The 16,105-nt window shown below is 73.6% G+C and carries 15 protein-coding genes; 3 read left to right on the top strand and 12 right to left on the bottom strand.

Annotation, left to right across the window (positions count from 1 at the left end; translation table 11 throughout):
• The first annotated feature begins 99 nt into the window (after positions 1 to 99).
• Complete coding sequence (locus EV372_RS19235) at positions 100 to 1,263, top strand: DUF418 domain-containing protein (protein ID WP_130397102.1); 1,164 nt, start codon at positions 100 to 102, stop codon at positions 1,261 to 1,263.
• Between the two features lie 165 nt (positions 1,264 to 1,428).
• A complete protein-coding gene (locus tag EV372_RS19230) occupies positions 1,429 to 2,874 on the top strand; it encodes an MFS transporter (RefSeq protein WP_130397101.1) in 1,446 nt (481 codons plus the stop codon).
• A gap of 108 nt (positions 2,875 to 2,982) precedes the next feature.
• On the opposite strand, the gene EV372_RS19225 is transcribed toward EV372_RS19230, so the two are convergent.
• Positions 2,983 to 3,531 (bottom strand): TetR/AcrR family transcriptional regulator, encoded by a 549-nt coding sequence (locus EV372_RS19225; RefSeq protein ID WP_130397100.1) that lies wholly within the window; start codon positions 3,529 to 3,531, stop codon positions 2,983 to 2,985.
• Between the two features lie 92 nt (positions 3,532 to 3,623).
• Between EV372_RS19225 and EV372_RS19220 the strand changes: the two genes are divergently transcribed.
• Positions 3,624 to 4,373, top strand: coding sequence for an alpha/beta fold hydrolase (locus tag EV372_RS19220; protein WP_130397099.1), 750 nt, complete (start codon positions 3,624 to 3,626; stop codon positions 4,371 to 4,373).
• 222 nt (positions 4,374 to 4,595) lie between these two features.
• Here the strand turns inward: EV372_RS19220 and der are convergent, their stop codons facing one another.
• The 11 genes from der to EV372_RS19160 all read right to left on the bottom strand — a co-directional run bounded on the left by der (position 4,596) and on the right by EV372_RS19160 (position 16,087).
• Positions 4,596 to 6,098: a ribosome biogenesis GTPase Der gene (der, locus tag EV372_RS19215; protein ID WP_308210372.1), complete on the bottom strand. Its 1,503-nt coding sequence runs from the start codon at positions 6,096 to 6,098 to the stop codon at positions 4,596 to 4,598.
• A 226-nt stretch (positions 6,099 to 6,324) separates the two neighbouring features.
• Positions 6,325 to 7,020: a (d)CMP kinase gene (gene cmk / locus EV372_RS19210; RefSeq protein WP_130397097.1), complete on the bottom strand. Its 696-nt coding sequence runs from the start codon at positions 7,018 to 7,020 to the stop codon at positions 6,325 to 6,327.
• A gap of 335 nt (positions 7,021 to 7,355) precedes the next feature.
• Entirely contained in the window at positions 7,356 to 8,519 is a 1,164-nt protein-coding gene (locus EV372_RS19205; protein WP_130397096.1) for a prephenate dehydrogenase, read from the bottom strand.
• 71 nt (positions 8,520 to 8,590) lie between these two features.
• Positions 8,591 to 8,953, bottom strand: a complete 363-nt coding sequence (aroH, locus tag EV372_RS19200) for a chorismate mutase (RefSeq protein WP_026115058.1) — start codon at positions 8,951 to 8,953, stop codon at positions 8,591 to 8,593.
• 99 nt (positions 8,954 to 9,052) lie between these two features.
• Positions 9,053 to 11,179 carry a pseudouridine synthase gene (locus EV372_RS19195; RefSeq protein WP_130397095.1) on the bottom strand — a complete coding sequence of 709 codons (2,127 nt, stop codon included), beginning with the start codon at positions 11,177 to 11,179 and terminating at the stop codon, positions 9,053 to 9,055.
• Positions 11,166 to 11,840, bottom strand: coding sequence for an SMC-Scp complex subunit ScpB (gene scpB / locus EV372_RS19190; RefSeq protein WP_253797142.1), 675 nt, complete (start codon positions 11,838 to 11,840; stop codon positions 11,166 to 11,168). Before scpB ends, EV372_RS19195 begins: the two co-directional genes overlap by 14 nt.
• Positions 11,837 to 12,712 (bottom strand): segregation and condensation protein A, encoded by an 876-nt coding sequence (locus tag EV372_RS19180; RefSeq protein WP_130397094.1) that lies wholly within the window; start codon positions 12,710 to 12,712, stop codon positions 11,837 to 11,839. The genes scpB and EV372_RS19180 overlap by 4 nt, the downstream gene beginning before the upstream one ends.
• 122 nt (positions 12,713 to 12,834) lie before the next feature.
• Positions 12,835 to 13,236: a hypothetical protein gene (locus EV372_RS19175; RefSeq protein ID WP_130397093.1), complete on the bottom strand. Its 402-nt coding sequence runs from the start codon at positions 13,234 to 13,236 to the stop codon at positions 12,835 to 12,837.
• Positions 13,233 to 14,186, bottom strand: coding sequence for a ParA family protein (locus EV372_RS19170; RefSeq protein ID WP_013152023.1), 954 nt, complete (start codon positions 14,184 to 14,186; stop codon positions 13,233 to 13,235). Before EV372_RS19170 ends, EV372_RS19175 begins: the two co-directional genes overlap by 4 nt.
• Before the next feature lie 248 nt (positions 14,187 to 14,434).
• Entirely contained in the window at positions 14,435 to 15,421 is a 987-nt protein-coding gene (locus EV372_RS19165) for a site-specific tyrosine recombinase XerD (RefSeq protein WP_130397092.1), read from the bottom strand.
• A 3-nt stretch (positions 15,422 to 15,424) separates the two neighbouring features.
• Positions 15,425 to 16,087, bottom strand: coding sequence for an NUDIX domain-containing protein (locus tag EV372_RS19160; protein WP_130397091.1), 663 nt, complete (start codon positions 16,085 to 16,087; stop codon positions 15,425 to 15,427).
• Between the last annotated feature and the right edge of the window lie 18 nt (positions 16,088 to 16,105).

Genomic DNA, 16,105 nt, shown 5'->3' with positions numbered 1-16,105 from the left:
CAAGCGGGCCGTGTCCGTTTGCGATCACGACCACAGGGCACACGATATACATGATTTACATGTAATAGCATGTGCCCCACCCCCCACCGAGGAGGATCCGTGACCGCTCCCGCGCCCCGTGCCCTCGCCCCGGACCTGGCCAGGGGCGCCATGCTGCTGGCCATAGCCTGCGCCCACGCCCCGCTGTTCGTCCTGGCCGTCGACCACGGCCCCGCCCTGGCCAACGGCGCCGCGCTGGTCCTCCACGAGCTGTTCGTGGGCAACCACGCACGCCCGATGTTCGCCTTCCTGTTCGGTTACGCCCTGGCGCAGACGCTGGACCGGCGGGTCGCAGGCGGAGCCGACCCGGTCGGCGTCCGCGCCCTGCTGCGCCGCAGGGGCTGGTGGCTGCTGGCCTTCGGCCTGGTCCACACACTGCTGGTCCCCCTCGACATCCTCGCTGCCTACGGCGTCGCCTCCCTGCTGCTCGTGGGCCTGCTGCGGGCGCGCTCGACGACCCTGCTGTGGGTCGCGGGCCTGGCCCTGGTCCCCGGCACCGCGCTCTCGGCGGTCCCCCTGGGACTGGCCCTGTCCCAGGGCGTCTCCACCTTCGACATCGGCTCCGTGGCCCCGCCCCCGGGGTCCGACCCCGGCGCGCTCTACCTGGAGCGCCTCCCCGGCACGCCCTTCGCCCTGGCCGTCGGAACGGTCCTGGTCGTACCCGGGGTGGTCGCGGGCATGTGGGCGGCACGGCACCGCCTCCTGGAGGAACCCGAGCGCAACCGCGCCTTCCTGACGCGTGCCGTCATGCTCACCACGGCGGTCTCCGTCGCCGGGGCCCTGCCCTCGATCCTGGTCCAGACGGGCGCGTGGAGCGCCCCCTCGGCCGCCGCCCAGTGGGGCACGGCCCTCCTCCAACCCCTGACGGGCTACTTCGGCGGCGTCGGGATGGCCGGGATCGTCGCGCTGGCCGCGATCCGGGCGGCCCGCACCCGCGGCGTCCTGACCACCGCCGTCCAGGCTCTGGGCCAGCGCTCCCTGACCTTCTACCTGCTCCAGAGCGTGGTCTTCCTCGCGGTCTTCTCACCGGTGGGCCTGGGGTGGCAGGACCGGCTGGGGCTGGCCGGGGCCTTCGGGGTGGCCGCCGCGACCTGGCTGGCGTCGCTGGCCGCCGCCGAGCTGATGCGGCGCGCCGGCTACCGCGGTCCGGCGGAGAACCTGCTGCGCCGCCTCACCCGCCGGGCCGCGCCCCGGGCCCCGCGGGAGACCCCCTCCTCGGCCTGAGCACACGCCGAGGGCGCCGTCGCGGACCCGGCGCGCCCCGCGGGAGGGACTCGACTCCTGGCCGCCACCACGCCACCGGGACGGCGACACGGACAGAGCCCCCACTCTCGTCACCCAGGGTGATTAAGTGGGTGCACCAGGACCGCGGGGCAGCGAGGGGGAGACGTGAACGAGCCGCAGCCGCAGGGGCGGACGGCCCTGACCACGGACCGCAGGGCGACGCGCAAGGCCGTGGTGGCCGCGGCGATCGGCAACGCGACCGAGTGGTACGACTTCGGTGTCTACAGCTACCTGGCCGTCACGATCGGCCTGGTGTTCTACCCGGCGCAGACCCAGGGCACCCAGCTCATCGCCACCTTCACCACCTTCGCCGCCGCCTTCCTGGTGCGGCCCCTGGGCGGGCTGTTCTTCGGCCCCCTCGGCGACCGGATCGGCCGCAAGCGCGTCCTGGCCTTCACGATGCTGCTCATGGCGGTGAGCACGTTCTCGATCGGGCTCATCCCCTCGGCCGCGAGCATCGGCTTCGCCGCGCCCGTGCTGCTGCTGGTCGCGCGGATGCTCCAGGGCTTCTCCACCGGCGGCGAATACGGCGGCGCCACGACCTTCATCGCCGAGTACGCGCCCGACCGGCGGCGCGGCTTCCTGGCCTCCTGGCTGGAGTTCGGCACGGTCAGCGGCTACGTCGGCGGCGCCACCGTCGTCACGGTGATGACCCTCCTGCTCGGTTCGGACACCATGCAGGACTGGGGGTGGCGCGTCCCCTTCCTGATCGCGCTGCCGCTGGGCGCCGTCGGCCTGTACCTGCGGGCGAAGCTGGAGGACACCCCGGTCTTCGAGCAGAACACCGGGGGCTTCGCCAGGGACTCCCACGGCGGGCACCGCGAGGGTCAGCTGCGGGCGACGGTCGTGGACCAGTGGCGCCACATCCTGCTGTGCGTGGGCCTGGTGATGGTCTTCAACGTCAACAACTACGTCCTGACCGCGTACATGCCCACCTACCTGGAGGCCGAGCTGGGGTACGGCCCCACCACGGCCCTGGTGCTGACGCTGGCGGCGATGGCGCTGATGCTGTTCGCGGTGACCGGGTTCGGGCACCTGAGCGACCGTGTGGGGCGCAGGCCCGTGCTGCTCTCGGGCAGCCTGTTCTCGATCGTGCTGGCCCTGCCCGCGTTCTGGCTGCTGCAACAGGGCGGCCTGTGGACGGTCGCCCTGGGCATGGTGGTGCTGGCGGTGACCCTGGTGCACTTCTCCGGCGGCGCGCCCGCGGCGCTCCCGGCGTTCTTCCCCACCAGCGTGCGCTACGGCGCGCTGGCCATCAGCTTCAACGTGTCGGTGGCGCTGTTCGGCGGCACCACCCCGCTGGTCGCCGAGACGCTGGTGCAGGCCACCGGAAACCTGTACGCGTCGGCGTGGCTGGTGATGGTCGCTGGTGTGGTGGGGCTGGTGGTGGTGTGGCGGATGAAGGAGAGCGCGAACCGCCCGCTGCCCGGCGCCCCCGCGATCCCCGTTCCCGGGGAGGAGGGGGACCGACCGCCCCGCGCCCGCAAGGGGGGATCGACGGGGAGCCACCCGCCTCGGGGCAGCGTCCGCCGCTTGCGCGGGGAGTCCTGACCCGCTCGGGGGGCGCCGTCCGCGCGCGGGGCGGCCACGGCACCGTGCTCCTGGAAGGGGGCGCGCGGAGTCCCCCGCACCGGCGCCCGGAGCGGACCGCGACACCGCTCAGGCGGCGCCTTCGGGCATGAGGCCGTTGCGGAGAAGGCTCAGGTAGGCGTCGGTGGCGGCGGCGCGCCGGTCGGCCGGGTGCTCGCTGACCGCGTGGATCAGGCCGCACAGGAGTTTCAGCAGGTTCTCACCGGTCAGCGGCGGCCGCGGGTGGGCGCGTCCGAGCAGGCGCGAGGTCGCCCCGACCAGTTCGGCCTTGGCCTGCCTCAGGGACTCCCTCTCGTCGTCGAGGGTGATGAGGACCGTGAACAGGCCGGGGCGGGCGAGCGCCTCGTCCAGGGCCGCCCGGAGGAAGCCGTCGAGCGCGCCGCGCGGGTCCGGTTCGCGTTCGGCCTCGGCGGCCAGGCCGCGGAGTTCGGCCACCGCGTCCTCCACCACGGCCTCCAGCATCGCGCGCTGGGTGGGGAAGAGGCGGTAGACCGTCCCCACCCCGACGCCCGCGCGCCGGGCGAGCGCGTTGAGCGTGAGGTCGGTCTCCCCGGCGGCGACCGCCCGGCTCGCCTCCTCGAAGATCCTGCGGTTGTTGCGCGCGGCGTCCGCCCGCATGGGGCCTCCTCGACTCGTGAAGTGGATAAGTTATCGGCTTATCGTGCTACGTTGAAGTGGATAGATTATCAACTTCTACTCCAGGAGTGGTCATGACCATCGTGTTCGTCCACGGAGTCCCCGAGACGCCCTCGGTCTGGAACCCCCTGCGCGCGCTCCTCCCCGAGGACAGCGTGGCGCTGCGCCTGCCCGGCTTCGGCAGCCCCCGACCGGCGCGCATGCGCGGCAAGGAGGACTACGCGGCCTGGCTGGCCGAGGAGCTGCGCGCCGTCGGCGGACCGATCGACCTCGTCGGCCACGACTGGGGCGCCCACCTGGCCATGCGCGTGGTCTCCGCCCACGACGTCCCGGTCCGCAGCTGGGTCTCCGACGTCGCCCACGGCTGGCACCCCGACTACCGGTGGCACGACGCGGCCACGCTCTGGCAGAGCAGCCCCGAGGGCGAGGAGTCCCTGGCCGGGCTGCGCGAGGCCGCCCCCGGCAGCGGGGGCACCTTCGGAGACGTCCTCCAGCCCCGAGGCATGAGCCCCGAACTGGCCCGGGAGGTCGACCGAGCCCATGACGAGGAGATGAGCGCGGCCGTCCTGGCGCTCTACCGTTCGGCGTGGCCCAACTTCCACGCCGACTGGGGCCGGGACTTCGACGGCCCCGCCGAGGCGCCCGGGCTCCTGCTCGCCCCGACCGGGGACCCGATGGCCCGCCCGGAGCAGGACCGGGAGGTGGCCCACCGCCTGGGAGCCCGGTTCCAGGAGCTGGACGGGCTCACCCACTACTGGATGCTCCAGGACCCCGAGCGGGGCGCCCGCGTACTGCGCGACTTCTGGGCCTCCCTCGACGCCTGAGCACCCGGAGCGCGAGGGCCCGCACGCGCGGAGCGACCGGGCCGCCGGGCGCCGCGCGCCCCAGCTCAGGGCCCCTCCCCGGCCCGAGAACACGGCGAAGGGGGCTCCCCGGGCGGGGAGCCCCCTTCCTCGTGCCGTGGTCAGGCTGGCGGGGCCGGTGCCGGGAAGCGTCCGGCGGACACCGCCCCTCGCACAGCGGGGTGTGCGCCCGCCGGACACGCCCTACCGGCGGCGGTGCTTGCGGTCAGGACGCATGCTGCCCTTGGAGGCGCGGCCCTGGGCCCCGCCGCCCTTCTTCTCGCGGATGCGCATGCTGATGTGCACCGGGGAGCCCTCGAAGCCGAAGTCCTCCCGCAGGCGCCGCTCGATGAAGCGGCGGTAGTTGTCCTCCAGGAACCCGGTGGTGAACAGGACGAAGTGCGGCGGACGCGAGCCCGCCTGCGTCGCGAACAGGATCTTGGGCTGCTTGCCGCCGCGCACCGGCGGCGGGGTGGCCGCCACCAGCTCCTTGAGCCAGTTGTTGAGCTGCCCGGTCGGGATGCGCTGGTTCCACCCGCTCAGACTGGTCTCGATCGCCGGGACCAGCTTCTCCATGTGGCGCCCGGTCTTGGCCGAGACGTTCACGCGCGGCGCCCAGGAGACCCGGGCCAGCTGGCGGTCGATCTCCTTCTCCAGGTAGGTCCGGCGCTCCTCGTCCAGGATGTCCCACTTGTTGAAGGCCAGGACCAGACCGCGGCCCGCCTCCACGACCTGCTCGACGACCCGGATGTCCTGCTCGGCGAGGGGCTCGCTGACGTCCATGAGCACCACGGCGACCTCGGCCCGCTCCAGGGCGGTGCCGGTGCGCATGGTGGCGTAGTAGTCGGCGCCCTGGAGGGCCCGGAACCGGCGGCGGATACCGGCGGTGTCGATGAACTTCCAGGTCCGCCCGCCCAGCTCGATCAGCTCGTCCACCGCGTCGCGGGTCGTGCCCGCCACCGCGTCGACGACCACCCGGTCCTCACCGGCGAGGCGGTTGAGCAGGCTGGACTTGCCCACGTTGGGGCGGCCCAGCAGCGCGATGCGCGGCGGGCCGTCCTCGCCCTCGTCCTCCTCGCCCAGGGGCTGCTCGGGGAACTCGGCCACGAGCGCGTCCAGCAGGTCGCCGGTGCCGCGGCCGTGCAGGGCGCTGATGGGGAAGGGCTGGCCCACGCCCAGCTGCCACAGGTCGAGGGCGTCGGCCTCCTGCATGCTGCCGTCGACCTTGTTGGCGGCCAGCACCACGGGGCGCTTGGTCGAGCGCAGGACGCGGGTCACGGCCGCGTCGGCGTCGGTGACGCCCACCGTGGCGTCGACCACGAACAGGATGACGTCCGCGGTCTGCGCGGCGTACTCGGCCTGGCGGGCGACCATGGCGGCCAGGCCGCTGACGCTGGTCTCCCAGCCGCCGGTGTCGACCAGGGTGAACCTGGTGTTCTGCCACTCGGCGTCGTAGGCGACCCGGTCGCGGGTCACGCCCGGCACGTCCTCCACCACGGCCTCACGGCGGCCGATGATGCGGTTGACCAGGCTGGACTTGCCCACGTTGGGGCGTCCGACCACGGCCACCACGGGGAGGGTGGCGGGCTCTTCGGCGTCCGCCCCCCCGTGGACGACGTCGGAGGTGTCGAAGTCACTCATGTACTGCTCCCGGTTCTGGGTCCCCGCGCGCCCAGGATGCGTGCCGCGGGGATGCGAAGGGCCGATCCGCCCCGGTGTCCCGGGTCGCGCGGATCGACGCGGGCGCCGACGGCGCCCGTGTACTGGCCACGGGGAGGAACCCCCGCGGATGTCGTTGTGTTCCCCCGAAAGGGACTGTCGGGACGAATGTGTCCGGTGTTACGGCCGCCGGGTGCACCGCCCGCCCGTCGCGGCGGCGTCCGGAGGCACGGGACGCCCGTCCGCTGGAACGCGGCGGCGCCCGACCTGCGGGTCAGCGGTCGCGGGCCTCGTCGGCCAGCTTGACCACCAGGGCGACGACCTCGTCCAGGGTCAGCCCGCTGGTGTCGAGTTCGGTGGCGTCCTCGGTCTGGCGCAGGGGCGAGTGCGCCCGGCTGGAGTCCAGCGCGTCGCGCCGGGCCAGGTCGGCCTGGGTGGCGGCGACGTCGGCGCCGCGGACCTCCTTGCTGCGGCGCTGGGCGCGGGCCTCGGGGCTGGCGGTCAGGAAGAGCTTGACCGGGGCGTCGGGGGCGACGACGGTCGTGATGTCGCGTCCCTCGACCACGATGCCCGCGCTCTCGGCCCTGGCCTCGGCGATGATCTCGCGCTGGGTGCGCACGAGGCGCTCGCGCGCCGCGGGCACGGCCGAGACGGCGCTGACGTTGGTGGTGACCTCCCTGCCGCGGATCTCGGCGGCCACGTCGCGGCCGTCCACCGCCACGGAGGGCGCGTCCGGGTCGGTGCCCATGGTGATGACGGGGGTGTCGACGAGGGCGGTCACGGCGTCGGCGTCGTTGACGTTCACACCCTGGGAGAGCATCCACCAGGTCAGCGCGCGGTACATCGCGCCGGTGTCGAGGTACCGCAGCTCCCGCGCCCTGGCCACACCCCGGGAGGTGCTCGACTTGCCCGACCCGGAGGGACCGTCGATCGCGATGACGATGCCCTCGGTGCTGTCCTGCGCGCTCACTGCCGTTGACTCCCGCTTGCGTTCACTGTTGCCGACGCCCAACCCTACCCGTGGCCCGTGTGTACTTGGCGCTCAGTCGCGTGCAGTCGCACGCGGTGGGTGTTGAGTGATGTGTAGTCGTGCGCGGTGCGCTGGTAGTGGGCTCGCGGTCGGCGTCGCGTGGTGTGGGGTCGTGCGGTACGTGCGGAGTACGCACGAGCGCCGCCGGGGTAGGGCCCGGCGCCCGCCCGCGGGAACCGGAGCCGGAGGCGTCGGGACACAGGCGACCCGGCCCGCGGCTCAACCGGTGCCAGCGTCGGACCCCGCCACAGGAGCGGGAGCACGACGCGGGAAGCTCAGAGGCCCGGGTGCACCGACCAGCCGTCGGCGGCCAGCGCCCGCGCGAGCGTGTCCACCGCCTCGGGCAGCACGTGCAGCTGCGCCACGCCCAGCGGCAGGCCGGGCGTGTGCTCGATGCGCACGTCCTCGATGTTGACCCCGGCATCCGCCGCCGCGGCGAACAGGCGGCCCAGCGCACCGGGCTCGTCGGGAATGACCACCGGCATGACCGTGTAGTCGGGCAGCCGTACCGTGCCGTGCTTGCCGGGGATGCGGCCGTGGCCGGACCTGCCGCGCTCCAACAGGTCGTGCACCGGAGCGAGGACGCGGTCCGACGCCTCCTTCGGCCCCGGCCGGTCCGCCAGCGCGCGCAGGGCGTCGGCGGTCGCCGCGAGGTCGGCGGCCACCGCGTGCAGGACCTCCGCGACCGGGGCGGCGTTGTGCGTGAGGATCTCGGACCACATGGCGGGGTCGCCGCCCGCCACCCGGGTGACGTCGCGCACGCCCTGCCCCGCCAGGGTCAGGGCGGCGTCGTCGCCCGAGAGCAGCCGGGCCGCCACCGCCGAGGAGGCCACGTGGGGCGCGTGCGAGACCAGCGCCACCGCCCGGTCGTGCGCCGCCGCGTCCAGCACCAGCGGGTCCGCGCCGCACATGCGGGCGACCTCGGCGACGACGGCGACGGCCTGCGCGTCGACCTTGCCGGTGGGGCACAGCGCCCACGAGCGGCCCAGGAACAGGTCGGCGCGCGCGGCGCCGGGGCCCTGCTTCTCCCTGCCTCCCATGGGGTGCCCGGCCACGAACGTGGCCATGTCGCAGCCCAGCCGCTCGGCCTCGGCCAGCACGCTCGCCTTCACGCTGGCCACGTCGGTGTAGACGTGGGCCAGTCCCCGGTCCTGGGCCCGGCGCAGCACGGAGGGGATGACGGCGGGCGGCGCGGCGATGACCGCGAGGTCGGCCGGGGCCGAGGTCGGGTCGCCGGACTCCTCCAGGGGGTGTCCCGCGCCCAGGTCGCAGGCCAGGCGCAGAGAGGCGGCGTCGGGGTCGGAGAGGGCGACGTCGACGCCGCGCGAGCGCAGGGCGAGCGCCACCGACGTGCCGATGAGCCCCGCGCCGACCACCGTGACCCGGCGCACCGGGAGCCGCTGCTCCCCGTCCCCCCGCGCACCGCTGCTGTCGCTCACTTTTCCCCCGCCTCCGACGTGTTCCCGTTACCTCCCAAGCCTACGACCTGCCCGGAGGCCGGTGGATGCCGTCACTGGGCGATGTCCAGCCGCAGGGCCTGGGCCCCGCGCAGGTAGACGTGCTGGAGCTCCGAGCGCGGCCGGTCGGTCTCCACGTGCGCCATGAGGCGCACCACGCGCGGCAGGGCGTGGGGGACGGCGATCTCGGTCGCGCACATCAGCGGAACGTCGGAGAAGCCGAGCTTGCGCGCGGCCAGCGCGGGGAACTCGCTGTTCAGGTCGGGGGTGGCGGTGAACAGCACGCTGATCACGTCGTCGGTCTCCAGTGCGTTGCGCCGCATCACCTCCGAGACCAGTTCGGCCGTGGCCTCCAGCACCTGCTCGCGTTCGTCCGCGTCGACCTGCACCGCACCGCGGATGGCCCGTACCGCCACGTTCGATCCCGCCTCGTCCTCGTTCAGCCTGCCGTGCCCGGGAAAGGGGAACGGCGGTCGCCGCCCGGTGTCCGGGCAGGCGACCGCCGTCAACTGTATCTACAGGCCCGCGGCCTCGTAGAGTTCGCTCACCTCACGCGAGGTGAGGGCCCGCATCGTGCCCAGTTTGAGGGCGTTCAGGTCGATCGGGCCGACCTGGGTGCGGGCGAGGTCGGCGACCGGGTGGCCGACGGCCTCCATCAGGCGGCGCACGATGTGCTTGCGACCCTCGTGCAGCCGGATCTCGACGAGCGCCTTGGGCGGCTCGTTGTCGACCACGCGGAAGGAGTCCACCTCGACCGGACCGTCCTCCAGCTCCACGCCCTTCTGCACCTCGCGCACGACGCGGTGCGGGACCGGGCCGGGCACCTTGGCGATGTAGGTCTTGACGACCTTGTAGCGCGGGTGGGTGAGCCGGTTGGCCAGCTCGCCGTCGTTGGTCAGCAGGATGAGGCCCTCGGTCTCGGTGTCGAGCCGGCCGACGTGGAAGATCCGCTCCTCGGTCTGACCGGTGTAGTCGGCCAGGGTGGGACGGCCCTCGGGGTCCCACATGGTGCTGACGACGCCGCGCGGCTTGTTGAGCGCGAAGTACAGCTTGTCCGGGGCGGTGACCACGCGCATGCCGTCGACGCGGATCTCGGAGGACTCGGGGTCGACCCGGGCGCCGAACCTGCGCACGACCTGGCCGTCCACGCTGACGCGTCCGGCCGCGATCATCTCCTCGCTGGCCCGGCGGCTGGCGACCCCGGCCGCGGCGAGCGCCTTCTGGAGGCGGATGCCGTTCTCGACGTCGGTGTAGGTGTCGCGCGCCTCGTCGGCGTGGTCCTCGTCCTTGGGGTCGTAGTCGGCGCGCAGGGCGCTGAGCCGCTCGCGGGCCGCCTTGGAGAGCTGGTTCTCGCTCGTGACGCGCTTGGCGCCGGAGCGGTCGCCGCCTGGACGGCCGTCGCGGTCCTCGCGGTCGCGGAAGTCGCGTCCGCCACCGGGACCGCGGTTGTCACGCCCGCCGCGGTCGTCGCGGTCACCGAAGGAACGGCGGTCGTCGCGGCCGCCTCCGAAGGAGCGGCCCTCACCGCGCTGGCCGTCACGGCCACCACGGAAGTCGCGCCCGCCACGGCTGTCCCGGTCACCCCGGAAACCACCGCGGTCGCGGTCACGGTCGCGGTCATCACGACCGCCACCCGGGCCGCGTCCGCCACGGTCGGAGGAGCGTCCGCCCGGACCACGGTTGTCGCGGTCACGGAAGTCACGGCCGCCGCGCTCGTCCCGGCCGCCCGAGAAGGAGCGGCGGTCCCCGCCGTCGCGGCTGTCACGCCCGCCACGGCTGTCACGGTCCTGGAAGCGACCGCCCGAGCCTCGGTTGTCGCGGTCGCCGAAGGAACGGCGGTCGTCCCGCTGGCCGTCACGGCCACCACGGAAGTCACGCCCACCACGGCTGTCCCGGTCACCCCGGAAACCACCGCGATCACGGTCGTCCCGGCCACCACCCGGGCCACGGTCGTTGCGGAAGCCACCACGGTCACGGTCATCACGACCGCCCCGGAAGTCACGCCCGCCACGGTCGTCCCGACCGCCCGAGAACGAACGCCGGTCCCCGCCGTCACGGAAGTCGCGCCCGCCACCGGGACCGCGGCTGTCACGCCCGCCGCGGTTGTCACGGTCACCGAAGGAACGGCGGTCGTCGCGGCCGCCGCCGAAGGAGCGGCCCTCACCGCGCTGGCCGTCACGGCCACCACGGAAGTCACGCCCACCACGGCTGTCCCGGTCACCCCGGAAACCACCGCGATCACGGTCGTCCCGGCCACCACCCGGGCCACGGTCGTTGCGGAAGCCACCACGGTCACGGTCATCACGACCGCCCCGGAAGTCACGCCCGCCACGGTCGTCCCGACCGCCGGAGAAGGAACGGCGGCCGTCACGGTCGCCGCCGAAGGAGCGGCCCTCACCGCGCTGGCCGTCGCGGCCGCCGCGGAAGTCACGTCCGCCGCGATCGTCCCGGTCACCCCGGAACCCGCCGCGGTCGTCGCGGCCCCGGGGGCCGCGGTCGTCCCGGTAACCGCCGCGGGGACGGTCGTCCCGGCGGTCCCGGCTGTCGCCGCGGCCCTGTCCGCCGCGCTTGTCGTAGTCGCCGCGCTCACCGCGCGGGGCGTCGTCCCGCGCACCGCGGGAACTGTTGTTAGGTGTGCTCACCGGTGTCGTCTAGACCTTCGATGTCGTCGGGGAGGAACGGCGCCAGATCAGGCAGCTCGTCGAGGCCTCGCAGGCCCAACCGTTCCAGGAAATAGGAGGTGGTCCGATACAGCAGCGCACCGGACTCGGAGTCGTGTCCGGCCTCTTCGATCAGGCCCCTCAGTACGAGGGTACGCATAACCCCGTCGCAGTTGACACCGCGCACGGCGGAGACCCTGCCCCGGGAGACCGGCTGTCGGTAGGCCACGACCGCCATCGTCTCCAGCGCGGCCTGGGTGAGCCGCACCTCCTGCCCTTCCCGGAGGAAGTGCTCGACGACGTCGGCGCATTCGGGCCGCGTGTACACACGCCACCCCTCGGCCACCGCTCTCAGGTCGAAACCCCGGCCCTGCTCGGTGTATTCCCGAGACAGCGACTCCAGCGCCCCGACGACCACCGTGACGGGCACGTCCATGGCCCGCGCCAGGTCGTACTCCGACACCGGCTGGTCCACGACCATCAGCACGGCCTCCAGGTCGCGGCGCAGAGTGGCCGGGGCGCCCTCCGCGCCCACCTCGGCCCCGTCCCCGGCGGCCTCCCCGCCGACCGCCTCCCGGGCCGCCGCGTCCCCCGCTGCCGGGTCCTCCGTCGTCGGGTCCCCCACCGTGTCCCGGACGCTCATCCGCGCTCCTCCGTCTCCCCCGGCCCGTTCCCGCCGCCGGTGTCCCCGGCGCCGTCGGCCTCGTCGTACTCGCTCTCCAGCTCGACCTCGCCCTCGCCGCCGGTCCAGGAGACGACCAGCTCCCCCAGGGGTTCGGGCTGGTCGAAGCCCACGTTGGCGGCCCGGTACAGCTCCAGCAGGGCGAGGAAGCGGGCGATGACCTCGAAGGTACCGGTGCAGGCGGCCGTGAGCTGGGCGAAGGTCAACCGCCCGTGCTCGCGCAGCTCCGCGACCATCAGCTCGCCCTGTTCCTTCACCGAGGTCTTGGCCTGGTGGATGTGGGTGACCGGGACGCTGGGCGGCTCCTTGGGCGTGAAGACCATCCCCGCCAGGGCGGCGAACTCCTGGGGGCCCAGCTTGAACAGCACGTCCGGCCGCAGCCCCGCGAAGCGCTCCTCCAACGGGACGGCGCGCGCGTAGCGGCGCCCCTGCGAGGCCAGCCGCGCCCGCATGAAGGAGGCGACCTCCTTGTAGGCGCGGTACTGGAGCAGCCGGGCGAACAGCAGGTCGCGGGCCTCCAGCAGGGCCAGGTCGGCCTCGTCCTCGACGTCGCCGCGCGGCAGCAGGCGCGCCGCCTTCAGGTCCAGCAGGGTCGCCGCGACCAGCAGGAAGTTGCTGGCCTGGTCCAGGTCCCAGTCGTCGCCGTGCGCCCGGATGTGCGCGATGAACTCGTCGGTGACCTTGGACAGCGACACCTCGGTGATGTCCAGCTTGTGCTTGGAGATCAGCCCGAGGAGCAGGTCGAAGGGCCCCTCGAAGTTGTCGAGGTGCACCTGGAAGGCGTTGTCGTCCACCTCCGCGACGGTGTCCGCCGACGTTCCCTCAGCCCCCATGGCACCGGCCCCGCGTCGTCTTCCTCATGGGACAAGGGTGTCACCGGCCAGAACCCGCCGGTGACACCCGTGGCACCTCCGTCATCGAACCGGCACCCCCTCCGGTACCGGTGCGCGTGCCCTCAGTCCTCGGACAGCCTGCGTACCAGCATGCTGGCCGGTCCGTGCTCCTCGAAGTCCGCCAGCAGCACGGCGACGGCCTCGCGGACGAGGCGGCCCCTGTCGGCGGACAGCCCGTGCTCGGCGCGCAGCGAGAGCCGGGTCTGTTCCAGTGCCAGCAGTTCGGGCCCGGAGATGTAGACGGTGATCTTCTCGTCGTGGCGTTGGCGCCCGCTCGGTTTGGGCGCGCGTGCCGCCTGCACGGCGGACGTGCCCCTGTTGGTGCCGTTGGAGCGCGACGGAGCCTCGCCCCTGCTGCCCTTGCTGCCCTGCTCCGGTGCCTTGTGCTGGCGTTCGGTCTCTTCCGGCACCTCCTCGGTGCCGCTGGGGCGGAAGAACAGTTCGTCCGCCCCGGGTAGGGTCACACGCCGTGACCGCTGAGAGGCCACCTCGCCAGCACCTCCTTGGCCAGCTCCCGGTAGGCGTTGGCCCCGGCCGAGGACGAGTCGAACCTGGTGATGGGCTCGCCCGCCACGGTGGCGTCGGGGAAGCGCACGGTGCGGTTGATGACCGTGCCGTAGACCTTGTCCCCGAAGCCGTCGATGATCGTGGACAGCACCTCGCGCGCGTGGAGCGTGCGCGGGTCGTACATGGTGCCCAGGAAGCCGTCGATGACCAGGTCCTCGTTGAGCCGCTCCTGGACCTTCTGGATGGTGTCCATCAGCAGTGCCACACCGCGCAGCGCGAAGAACTCGCACTCCAGCGGCACGATGACGCCGTCCGCGGCGGTGAGCGCGTTGACGGTGAGCAGGCCCAGCGAGGGCTGGCAGTCGATCAGGACCACGTCGTAGTCGTTGATGACCGGTCTCAGCGCGCGGCCGAGCATCTGCTCGCGCGCCACCTCGCCGACCAGCTGCACCTCCGCGGCCGACAGGTCGATGTTGCTCGGGATCAGGTCCAGGCCGTCGATGTCGGTCTTGAGCAGGACGTCCTCGACCGTCACGTCCCGCTGCATGAGCAGGTTGTAGACGGTCAGGTCCAGCTCGCGCGGATCGAGGCGGCCCAGGCCGACGGAGAGCGCGCCCTGCGGGTCGAAGTCGACCAGCAGCACCCGTCTTCCGTACTCGGCGATGGCGGCGCCGAGGTTGATCGTCGTGGTGGTCTTGCCGACCCCACCCTTCTGGTTACAGAGTGCTACAATCCGTGCCGGGCCGTGTTCATCTACGGGCCCGGGCTCCGGATAGGCTCGCTCGGGTCTTGAGGTGTGCAGGTTAGCCCCCGTGTTGCGTGTCGTCCCCCACGGGTTGGTCACCGGGTCGGCGAGCTCCCCCTCGCCGACAGGTGCGGTGTTCGCAGCCTCGTTGTCCCAGTTCACAACCCTTGACCTCCCCTACGGATCGGCCACGGCTAGGGATGCCGCGCGCCCCTGTCCCTGACCGCCGTCGGAAACTCAATATGTCGACAGCAACGTACCTCCGCGCGGCGACTCTAGAACGCCGACACGACGCACTTCAACAAAACGTACGGGTAGAATCCCACGCCTGCGCCCCTGGGGGAAATCGGAGCCTCCAACCGGGTTGTTCCGCTTCGCACCGCGCGCGGACCCCGTGGCGGCGTCCCCGCTCAGCGCCGTGCCCGGGGGTGGCTGGACGCGTACACCTCGCGCAGGTGCTCGACCGTCACCAGCGTGTAGATCTGCGTGGTGGTGACCGAACTGTGTCCCAGCAGCTCCTGGACGACCCGGATGTCGGCTCCGCCGTCGAGCAGGTGGGTGGCGAAGGAGTGGCGCAGGGTGTGCGGTGAGACGCCCTCGACCCCGGCGCGCTCGGCCACGGCCGCCAGGATCCCCCAGCCGCCCTGCCGGGTGAGCCTGCCCCCGCGCGCGTTGAGGAACAGCGCCGGACCGCCCCGACCGGAGGCGGCCAGGCCCGGCCGGGCCCGCACCAGGTAGCCCGAGAGAGCGCGGCGGGCGTGGGAGCCCAGCGGCACCACGCGCTCCCTGCCGCCCTTGCCGCGAAAGCGCACCAGGCCCACGGCGTCGTCGCCCTCCACCGCGTCGGCGACGTCGTCCACGTCCAGCCCCACCGCCTCGGAGACGCGCGCGCCCGTGCCGTAGAGCACCTCCAGCAGCGCCCGGTCGCGCAGGGCCAGCAGCCCGGCGCGGTCGCCGGAGGCCGGGGCCCCCACCGGTCCGGCGGCGTCCAGGAGGCGCTCCACCGCCGCCAGCGGCACCGCCTTGGGCAGGCGCATCGGCGGCGCGGGCGGGGAGACGTCGGCGGCCGGGTCGGCATTCGTCCAGCCCTCCCGGGCCGCGAACCGGTGCAGGCCGCGCACGGCGGCCAGGGCCCGTCCGGCCGAGGCGGCGCCGAGCGGCGGGTGGTCGGCGTCGCCCTCGCGCAGGGCCCGCAGGAAGCCGCCCACCTGGGCGGGGCCCACCCGCTCGGGCGACAGGACCCCGTGCTCGGCCAGGTAGGCGCGGTAGCGCCGCAGGTCGCGCCGGTAGGCCGCGAGGGTGTTGTCGGCCAGGGCGCGCTCCGCGCTGAGGTGGTCCAGGAAGGCGGCGCACACCCGCGCCAGCGGGTCCTGCTCCCCGCCCGCCCGGTCGGCCACGGGTCAGTCCTCCGCGGGCTCGCGCAGGGAGGCGAACCCGTCCGCGGCGGCGGCCTGGGCGGCCAGGACGCCGATGACGGTGGCGCCGTTGTGCAGCCTGCCCGCCATGACCAGGGCGACCGCCTCCTCCAGGGGCACCCACTCGGCGACCAGGTCGGCCTCCTCGTGCTCGCGTTCGAAGCCGATCTCCTCGGGCGGCACCACCGACAGGTCCCGGGCCAGGTACACGTGGATGCGCTCGTCGGAGAACCCGGGCGAGGGGAAGAAGTCGGCCAGCTCGTGCCAGAGCCCGGCGCGCAGCCCCGCCTCCTCGACGAGTTCGCGCTGGGCGGTGCGCAGCGGCCCCTCGCCCTCCTCGTCCATGAGTCCGGCGGGCAGCTCCCACAGGGTGTGCCGGGTGGCGTGGCGGTACTGGCGCTGGAGCAGCACCCGGCCGTCGGCGTCCAGGGCCAGGGCCGCGGCGGCGCCGGGGTGCTCCATGTAGTCGCGGGCGGCCACGGTCGTGCCCTCGCCGTCGCTGCCGACCATGCGCACCCAGTCCGTACGCATGCCGCACTTGACGCTGCGGAAGCGTTCCTCGGACCGCTCCACCGGCCACGACTCGGGGGCGTCCGCGACCTTCGCGTCCGCCCCCGCGGGAAGGGCCGGGTGGGTGTCACTGGGCATGGGTTCTCGCCTCTCAGG

Source organism: Nocardiopsis sp. CNZ308, assembly GCF_004217075.1.
Note: the sequence above shows the minus strand (reverse complement) of the source record. Positions and strands in the feature narration are given on the sequence as shown.